We start from the raw sequence: 10,755 nt of genomic DNA, 5'->3' as shown, positions 1-10,755 counted from the left end.
ACGGGTCGCAGTTTCGTGGCAAACGGGGCACAACTGGATGTTTCAGGCGCGGTCGGCGTGTCGCTGTCGATGGACAGCAACAACGTCAAGATCAACGTGCAAGGCAACGAGCAGCGCGACGCACCGGGCAACCGCGACAACACGGCACTGAACAATGCGAACGTCTACATCGACCGCCGGCGTCTGATCTACGTTCCGGCGTCCGTGGGGGGCTACGCGAACGAGCGTTGGTACACCGCCGGAGGTTTGCTGGAAGTTGGTGGCTATCTGGCCAATCAGACGCACGGCATTGGCGAGTGGGCCGCGCAGGGCGGCACCGTGACCATTGGCGGCAACGAGGTGGTGACGCAGAAGGGGGCGCTCATCAACCTGTCGGGCGGCTCGCTCAATGTGCAGACGGGCTATCTGAATCAGACGTGGCTCAAGGGCGTGGACGGTCAGCTCTACAACGTCAACACCGCGCCATCGAACGTGCTCTACACGGGTGTCTATAACGGCTTCGAGGTGGAGCACCGGCGTTGGGGCAATAACCTGACCGAGTCGTACGCCAGCCCGCTCATCGCGCCCACGCGCGTGCTGCAAAACGGCTACACGGTCGGGCGCGACGCGGGCCGGCTGTCGATCTCGGCACCGACGGCCGTGCTCGAGGGCGACGTGGTCGCCAACGTCTACACCGGCCCGGTGCAGACGCAGGCACGTCCGTCCGGGCTCACCGACGGCTACACCCTCAGCCAGTTCGCCGTACCGCGTGCCGGTTCGCTGACACTCGGCCAGTACACGGGCGTGGGCCGCACAGGGGCCTTTGCGACGGATGTCGTGATCGGCGACATCAACGACATCACCAACGGGATGAGTGTGGGCGACACGCTCACGGATACCCGCAAGAACACGGTGTGGCTCGATGCCTCACGATTGAATCAGACACGCTTCGGCGAGATCGATCTGGTGACGGCCGGTACCATCGGCGTGCGCTCCGATCTTCAGCTCGACAACGGTGGACGTCTGGCGCTGTCGGCGCCTTCCGTCGACGTGATGGCCAACCTCTTCGCGCCAAGCGGCACGGTCGCGATTGCCAACCAGTTCCTCAAGGCCGGCGATCAGTATGCGACCGTACTGATCCCGGCCGACGGTGCCGTGCACCTGACGCTGGCGCCCGGCTACCGCATCAGCACACGCGGCGTCTGGGTGAACGCCGCGCTCGACCCGGATACCACGTCGCAGGTCGCCTATCTCAACGGCGGCAGCGTCACCTTCGATTCGACTGGCGACCTGACCATCGGCAGCGGCAGCGTGATTGATGTGTCCTCGGGCGGCGCAATGCTTGCGGGCGGCAAGACGAAGGGCGGCACGGGCGGTAACGTGACCCTGATCGCGGGCGACGGTATCGTCGGCAAGAGCGTCGGCACGCTGACCTTCGACGGCACCGTGGCGGCCTACGGCGTGAACGGCGGCGGCACGTTGACGCTGTCCACCCCCGACAGCATCCTGATCGGCAATAGCGCCGGTGTAGCGGGCGGTACGCTTGCGGCAGGCACGCCAGCCCCGGTGTCGGTGAAGCTCGCCCAGACGCTGACCATCCCCGCAGGGACGCCGTTACCGATGGATCTCGTTGAAAAGCACACGACGATGGTCTACGACACGCCGTTACAGGTCGACGTCACGATGTCTGCGGTGCCGGTCGGCGCGACGCTGATGGATTGGATCGTGCCGACGGGGCTCATTCTCAAGTCGAAGGACTTCAACAACCAGGACGTCTACTACTTCGCCGGAGATACGCTTCCGGCAGGGACGGTTCTCTCCGGTTGGGGCGGCAACGGAGTGTTCCTGAAGGGTACGGTCGTGCCGTCGAACGTCTTCCCGAACGGCGTACCGGTCAATCCCTATCAGTTCGTCTTTGCCGCAGGCTCGGTGGTGTCGGTGCCGAAGACCTACGACGTGGGGGCCATCCTGCCTGCAGGCACGTCGCTCGCGCAGACGATCGCCGTCACGCCAGTGCCGACCTTCAACACGGGCACATCGGGCAGCGGGAGTTCGCTGTTCAACGCGGGCTTCGCCAACTACGACATCAATGGCGGACACGGCGTGCGCGTCGACAACGGCGTGGCCCTCGCGCCGGTCATGCCCGTCTACCGCTTCACGGCCGACAGTATGAAGGCCGTGACCGGCAGCGATCCGTCGAAAGCGATGGCTCTGTGGACGCCGCCGCTGTTCGCGGAAAACCCGCAGACCGATACGATCTCGCAACGCGCGGGCGCGAGCATCGCGCTGCGCTCGCTGACCAAGGACGAACAAGGCAATCCGTGGGGGGGCACCGTCGCCATCGCACCGGGGGCGTCGATCACGGTCGATCCGGGACAGAGCATCACGCTCGACGGCTTCGGTCAGATCACGGTCGACGGCGCATTGAACGCACGTGCGGGCAAGATCAATCTCATCGGCGACGCCGATGGCGCGTTCCCCACGTCGCGCAACTTCGACGAGAACGGCGTCGTTCGCGGCACCTCGCTCTGGCTTGGCCCGAACGCGAAGCTCGATGTCTCGGGACTCGGCTATACCGCACTTGACACCAATGGACGCACCTACGGCACCGTGTTCGACGGCGGCACGATCAACCTGAGTGGCGGTACGTCGTTCGTCGTGATTCGTCCGGGGGCGGAGCTCAATGCCGATGGCGCCAGCGTAACGGTCGACACCGCGACGGTGGCGGGCCAACCAGCCAACGCCAGCGGCCGTATGTCGCGCGTGTCCAACGGCGGCGCGATTGCCGTGAGTTCCTTCGCAGGCAGCTATCTCGACGGCAATCTGCACGCGTTCTCCGGCGGCGCAGGTGCCTCTGGCGGCGACCTGTCCGTGTCGATGCTTACGCCGTTCTACCCGGACCAGGCGGGTCTGATACCAAGCAGCGTGCTTGTGCCGAGCACACTCACGGTGACGCAGTCGCGCCCGGAGGCCCCCGACCTGAGTGGCCCGGGTGCACCGGTCGCGGCGTTGCCCCTGGGCCGCACGAGCGTGAGCGCCGACATGGTCAAGGGCGGCGGCTTCAGCTCGCTCTCGCTAACGTCAGGCGATTACATGATGTTCAAGGGCGACGTATCGCTCGCCCTCGACAAGAGCCTCAAGCTCAACGCCAACGCCTATACCTCCGGCGAGCAGTTGGTGGCGGGTGACGATCCGGCCGCGAAGGCTACCGGCAATACGGTGCGTCTGGCGGCCCCGTATGTCCTGCTGAGCGGCACGCGCGTTGCGCCGCCGGACGGGGTACGCAGCGGTTCGATCGCGAATCCCGGCGCCTCGGGGCGTCCGACGACGGCGACGTTCGAGATCGATGCCAACCTCATCGACGTGCAAGGGCCGGTGGTCTTCTCGTCGTACAGCAGCTATTACGACTCGGTGAACTACGTCAACGTTGATACGTCGTCGCCAGGCTTCCGTAACACGCGCCTCGTCAGCCAGGGCGACATTCGCTTCCTGCCGACGCCCTCGATGCAGCAGGGCACCACGTTGATCACCTCGTGGGATATGGACCTTGACGCCGCACAGGTGTATCCGACCACCGGTGCGGTGGCGAACATCGTCGCGGGGCAGCAGCGCAACAGCGACTTCGCGGGCACGCTGACCCTCGGGCGCACCACGGCTGTCACACCCGACGCACCGCTGTCCGTCTTCGGCATGCTGTTCCTGTCGGCCCCGAACGTGCGTCAGGGGGGCGTATTGCGTGCGCCGTTCGGCAAGCTGCTGATCGGCCCGACGACGGCCGCGCTGCAAGGCGCGAGTGTCTACACCAAGGACATCGAGTTCCTGCCCGGCAGTCTGACGTCCGTGGCAATGGACGGCATGACCGTGCCCTATGGCGGAACCGTCGACGGTGTGACCTACACGTACAACGGTACGGCGCTTGCCCCGCTCATCGGCAACGGCATCGGGCTCACCTATACCGCAGGCGGCTCGGGCATTTCGCTCGAAGGGCTGACGATGCGCGTCGACAGCGGAGCGGTGCTCGACCTGTCGGGCGGCGGCACGATTGCGGGGGCAGGCTTCGTCTCGGGGCGCGGCGGCTCTGTCAACGTGCTCAACACGCCGCTGGTGAACGCTAACCCGACGATGAAGCTCAGTAAAGCGAGCGACAAGGTGTATGCCATCGTGCCGGGCTACACGTCGGCCTACGCCCCCATCGCCGCAGAGAACGGCGCGGGCGATCCTGCGGTGGGGCAACGCGTCACGATCGGTGACGGCGTGCCCGGTCTGCCTGCGGGGACGTACACGCTGCTGCCGTCGAACTACGCGTTGTTGCCGGGTGCGTACCGCGTCGAAATCGGCGGCACCGGACAGCACCTGCCTGCGCTCGCGACGGCTGCCGGTAATGGCACGTATCTGGTGTCCGGTTACACGAGCATCGCCAACACGTCGGCACGCAGCCAGTTGCCCTCGACCGTGCTCGTCACGCCCGGCACGGCGGTGCGCAAGTACTCGCAGTACAACGAGCAGAGCTACGCCGACTTCATGACCGCGCAGATCCGGCAGTTCGGCGGCCTGGCGCCCATGTTGCCCCGCGACGGCAAGGGGCTCGGGTTCACCTTCGACGTGCCGTATGCGCCGGACCCGATGCCGTCGACGAGTGTGCTGTCATTCAACGGCAAGGCACTGTTCCAGCCTGCGGCCGGTGGCGTCGCGGGGCAGGTGGCCGTGCTCAACATCGGCGAGATTACGACGGGCGATGTGACGCCGGGCTTCAATGGGCTGTCGGTCAATGCCGCGTCCCTGAACGCCATTGGTGCGCCGCGACTGAGTATCAACGGCACGGTTAGCCCGATCGATGGCGTCTTCGTGTTTCAAACGAGCCCTCAGGCGAACGATCTCTACGTGCGTGACGGTGTGACGCTGAGCGCGGGGGAAATCTACCTCGTCGGCAACAACCTGAACATTGGCAACGGCGTGACGCTGACGACGATCGGGCGCGGTCCGGCGACCTTCGATACCGCCTCGACCGGCATGCTGTTTTCCCCGGGGACTGCGACCGTGTTGGGGTTGTCCAACGGTGACATCCAGTTCCTCGGATCGTCGCAGAGCGCCGGATCGATCAACATCGGTGCAGGCTCGGGCCTGTATGCCGAGGGAACGCTGGCATTCGCCACCAACGGCGCGTCGAACATCGACGACAGCGCGCGCTTCGGCGCACGCAATATTGCGCTGGCAGTGGGCACTTTGAACGTGGGTGACGCCGCGCAAGTCGCGGCCGCAGGCAATCCGGCGGGCGTGGTGTTCAACCAATCGGTACTCAACACGCTGCTGCAAGGCGACCCGACGCACGGTGCGCCCGCGTTGCAACGGCTCACGCTGAGCACCGCGAACTCGATCAACCTGTTCGGCAGCAACGGTCTCGATACGCGCGGGACGGGCGTCAATCTGGTGCTCAATGCCTCGGCCATCTACGGCGTCGGTGCCGTGGGCGATCAGGCGGTCGTGGCGGCCGATCGCATCACGTGGAACGGTGTGCAAGGTGTCGGTGCACCGGCGATTGCCGCCGGTGGCCCGGGCACCGGGAATGGGGCACTGCAATTCATCGCGAAGGAGATCGATCTCGGTCATGTCGAGACGCTCGACACATCCAACGTCACGCGCACGATCTACGGTTTCAACGACATCAACTTCGCTGCGAGCGACAGGATCGTCTCGGCCGGACGCGGTGCGCTGTACGTCTATCAGGCACCCGGCACGCAAGCGGGCGACGTCTTCGGTCAGAGCGGCACGGGCGGCAATCTCACGCTCACCACGCCGCTGCTCACCGGTGCGGCGAAGTCGATCATGAACTACACGGCGGGCGGCACGCTGAGCGTTGTCGCGCCGGCGGGCGCGGCACCGGCTACGGCAACGACGACCGTCGCTGGCGCCGAGATCGATCTGTCCGGCAACAACGTGAATCTCGGCAGCACGGTGCTCCTGCCGAGCGGCAAGCTGGCGGTCGACGCGGCGAACGACATCGTGCTCGACGGCACCAGCCGCATCGACCTGAGCGGCCAGCCGACGGTGATCCAGACGGCGACGGCGTATGGCTTCGGCGGCACCGCAAGCTTCAGGAGCGCGCAAGGCAACCTCCGTCAATTGGCGGGATCGGTCGTCGACGTGTCGGCGAAGCAGGCCGATGCGGGCACCGTGTCGCTCGACGCGGCCAAGGGGACGCTGTCGTTGGGCGGCAGCCTGCTGGGCAAGGCCGACGACGGCTTCACCAGCGGGGCGTTCGGCGCCACGGCCGGCACCTTCGCGGACTTCGGCGGACTGAACGCGTTGCTCACACAGGGGGGCTTCTTCGCGTCGCGCAGTTTCGATCAGAAGCTTGGCGATCTGGTGGTCGGCAATGGCGTGAAGGCGCACAGCATCGGCATCTCGGCCGACGGCGGCACGCTGACGGTGAACGGCAGCGTCGACGCGTCGGGCGCCGCACCGGGCACCATTCGTCTGTCGGGCGGCAACGGACTGACGCTCGGCAGCAGCGCCGTGCTCGACGCACACGGCACGATCTTGCAGGTCGACAGCTACGGAGCGCCCATCGAAGCGAAGAATCGCGGGCATGTTGAACTCACGGCTGCCGGTGGCACGCTCACACTCGCGCCGGGGGCCGCCATCGACGTGAGCACGCCGGGGGCGAAGCACTACGGCGACATCATTCTGAATGCCATGCGCACGGCGGAGACGTCGGGCGATATCGCGATCGACGCCGCAGGTCCGCTGACGATTCGCGGTGCCGACAGCGTGGCGCTGAACGGTGTGTGGACGTACACACTGCCGTCGGGCAGTGTCATCACGCAGAGCACGATGGACGGCTACGACGCCGCGAGCACCGCATTCATCGACACTGCGACGGGCAACGGCGCGCTGACGGCGCGCACGGCGGGTCTTGCAGCCTACGGCAACGTGTATCACCTGCGCCCCGGCGTGCAGATCGCTTCGCTGGGCGACCTCGCAACCTCGGGCGACATCGATCTCGCGAAATACCGCTACGGCTCGGGGGCTGACCGCAATCCGTCGTCGGCAACGTACGGCGCAGGCGAGCCGATGGCGCTCGTGTTGCGTGCCGGCGGCAATCTGAGGGTCGACGGCAGCATTTCAGATGGCTTTATGGGCACGGCGGCGGGAGCGCCGGTCTTCTCGGCGGTGACGCCCACGACGTTCTCGACGGATACGGCGCACTTCGCAAAGCAGGGCTCGTTACTTTGGAGGTTGCTCCCGAGTAACGTGATGGAAGTGAGCGACTCCGCCGGTTGGGTTGTGCCTACGCTGAATACGGGAGGTGCCCTGCCGGCACCGTTCCGGCCGATGTCGGCCGACGGTACGACTTATGCCACCGGAACGGTGATTCCTTACGGCACGAAATTGACCAAGTTGTACGTACCCGTGGGGGCCGAAACGTCGGCGGCGAACAGTCTGAAGCTTCAGACGGACCCCGGTTCGCCCGCCGCCTCGGCCACATCTGCACGCGCCACCATGCTCGCGCCCGGCATGCGCTCGGCGTCGCTGCGCCTGGTGGCCGGTGCCGATCTGACGGGCGCCGACCAACGCGCGTTGCTGCCGGTGGCGGCGCTGGGCGGCAGCGGCAATCTCACGCTGAGCGATAGCGTCTACGACCCGTCGCAGACCGGCACGTTCTTCAGTGTGCTGCGTACCGGCACGGGCGGCCTCGACCTGCTCGCCGGGGGCAGCTTCAGCGAAGCGACGCCGTATGGCGTCTATACGGCAGGCACGCAGGCGGCGCCGATTCTGGCTGCTGACGGCCACAATCCGTACAACCTGCCCGGCATTGCGACCGGCAACCTGCTTCAGGCCTGGTACACGGAGCACGGCGGCGATCTGTTGCTTCAGGCGCAGCAGGACGTGACCGGCAACATCCAGATGACGAACAACCCGCTGCGCTACGTGAACAGTAATCTGGTGGGGAACTGGCTGAACCGGCAGGGCGGTGGCGGCGCAACAACGGATCCGACCGCGTGGTCGATCAACTTCGGCTCGCTCGCGAAGACGGACGCCTACACGACCGGCCTGCAACTCATTGGCTTCCAGGGCATCGGCACGCTGGGCGGCGGCAACCTGACGGTGACTGCCGGCCGCGACGCGGGCGTCACCTCGGCAACGGCGGGGGGGCTCGTCTCAACGGGCCTTGATCTTGCCGTGGCATCGACAGGCCGGGTGCTCGCCGACGGCTCACTCGTGCAGACCGGCGGCGGTGATCTCACGCTCAAGGTCGGCGGCATGCTCAACGGGGCGCCCCCGATAGCCGCCGCCGGCTTCCTCCGAGACTACTACGGTTCGCTGAGCGCATTGCGCGGCAATACGTCGGTGAATGCCGGTTCGGTCGGCAGCATCGCCGTGGAGACGCGCGGCGTCAACTGGACCACGTACGATCCGCGCGCTTCCGATCCCAACGCGATCAAGCTGACGTCGCGAACCAAGGGGCCGACCATGCTGACCGGCGACGGCATCGCGAACGTTACCGCGCGAGGGGATCTGGTACTCGGCGGGGCGGGCGACGCGGGCATGTCGATTCTCACCGATATCGCAGGGGGGTATTACACGAATGCATCGGGCGCCGTGACGAAGAGCGGCTTCACGAAGTTCAGTCTGTGGACGCCGTCCACGGCGCTCAACCTCCTCTCGGCCGGTGGTGACGTTGCGCCCTTGTCGGGGGCCAGCGGCAGCGACAAGCAGAACGCGCTGGGCTTCTATCCGGGCAGCCTGAGCGTTGCGTCGCTCAACGGCGATATCCGGTTCGGCGACGGTTCGATCGAGCTGATGCCGTCGCCGGTCGGGCAACTTCGGGTGCTCTCGGCCGGGTCGATCTATGGCGGCGGCCTGTCGATTGCGATGTCGGGCGCCGACTACGCGAGCGTCGCGACGCCGGGCCATCCGTTCTTCGCTTCGTTGGACGGCTTCAGCCTTACGACACTGACGAACGCCTCCATCAACGCCGGAACACGCATCAATTCGGCCAGTCCCCTCGCGTTTGGCGAGGACTATCCGTCGGGCAATCTGCACGCGCAGGATGCGACGCCCGCCCAGATCTATGCGGGCATCGACATCGACGATTTGCAGATCGGAATGTCGGTCATCCGCAACCGGACGGCATCAAGCGGATTCATCCCGGATCACGGCATCTGGTACGTTGCCGCCAAGCCGTTCGAGGTCATCGCGGGCCGCGACATTGTGGGCACGGGCACTGTGCCGAGTACGTTCCTCAATCAATCTGCCAGCGACGTCTCGCTGATGCAGGCCGGGCGCGACATCATCTATCAGTCGGCGAGCATCGTCGGCCCCGGATTGCTTCAGGTGCAGGCGGGCCGCAACGTCTATCAGGGCTACTACGGCCAGTTGCAGAGCATTGGCGACGTGACGCATCCGGCCAACGCCAACGGCGGGGCGGGGGTTTCGGTGCTTGCGGGCGTGGGGGCCAATGGCCCGGACTACACGCGATTCGCACGCCTGTACTTCGATCCGGCGAACCAACTGGCGAGCGGTGCACCGCTGGCCGACAGCGGCAAGGTCGTGCATGCCTACGGCAACGAACTCGTCACGTGGCTCCAGAGCCGCTTCGGTTACCAGGGCGCGCCGTCGGACGCACTCGCGTACTTCCTCGCATTGCCGCAGAAACAGCAAGGGGTGTTCGTGCGTGACGTCTACTTCAAGGAGTTGCTGCTGGGCGGGCGCGAGTACAACGACGCCACCAGTCCGCGTTATGGCAGCTATCTGCGCGGCCGCGAAGCCATCGCGACGTTGTTCCCGACGAGCGACGCGCAGGGCAAGCCGATCACGTACGACGGCGCGATCACGCTGTTCAGCAGCGTGACCGGATCGACCACCGTCAACGGCAAGCCGGTTCCCGTGACGACCGACGCCACGGTGAGCACCAACTTCGGCGGCGCCATCCAAATGCTGAACCCGGGCGGACGCACGCTTGTCGGCGTGGAAGGGGTGACGCCGGGGGCGAACGCGGGCGTCGTCACGCAGGGCGAAGGCGACATTCAACTCTATAGCCGGGACAGCATTTTGCTGGGCCTGTCGCGCGTGATGACGACCTTCGGTGGCAGCATTCAGGCGTGGTCGGCGCAGGGCGATATCAACGCCGGCCGTGGCGCAAAGACGACCGTACTCTATACGCCGCCCAAGCGCGTGTACGACGACAGCGGGAACGTGACGTTGTCGCCATCGGTCCCGTCGAGCGGCGCCGGCATTGCCACGCTCGCGCCGTTGCCGGAAGTGCCGCCGGGTGATGTCGACCTCGTGGCGCCGCTGGGCACGATCGATGCGGGCGAGGCGGGGGTGCGGGTGTCGGGGAACGTCAACTTTGCCGCGCTCGCCGTCGTGAACGCCGCGAACGTGCAGGTGCAGGGCAAGTCGACGGGCCTGCCGGTGATTGCGGCAGTCAACGTCGGTGCGCTCACCAACGCAAGTGCAACGGCCGCGCAGGCGGCTTCGGCCGCGCAGGATGCGGTGGCACGTGAGCGTGTCGCACAACGCCAGAACACGCCGTCGATTTTCTCGGTACGGATGTTGAGCACGGGGGCCGGCGCTAACGACGGCACAGGGGGCAGCGACACGCCACCCGCATCTCGCGTGCGAGGCACGCTTGGCTATGACCCATCGAGCCTTCTCCAACTGGTGGGCAGCGGCAACCACGTCGATCCACGTCAGCTTGCGCGGCTTACCGATGAGGAGCGTCGCGCGTTGAACACGCATTGAGCCGGCATGGGGCGGCGCCGCCGGGAAAGA

At 66.2% G+C, this 10,755-nt stretch carries 1 protein-coding gene; it reads left to right on the top strand.

All coding sequences use genetic code 11. From position 1 onward, the window contains the following. Window positions 1-15 precede the first annotated feature (15 nt). The gene (locus C266_RS05925) at window positions 16-10,725 is read left to right on the top strand and encodes a filamentous haemagglutinin family protein (protein WP_036661649.1); all 10,710 of its coding nucleotides are present in this window, start codon (window positions 16-18) and stop codon (window positions 10,723-10,725) included. Window positions 10,726-10,755 lie beyond the last annotated feature (30 nt).

It is taken from the genome of Pandoraea sp. SD6-2, assembly GCF_000389825.1.
In the GTDB taxonomy this organism is placed as follows: Bacteria; Pseudomonadota; Gammaproteobacteria; order Burkholderiales; family Burkholderiaceae; genus Pandoraea; species Pandoraea communis.
Note: the sequence above shows the minus strand (reverse complement) of the source record. Positions and strands in the feature narration are given on the sequence as shown.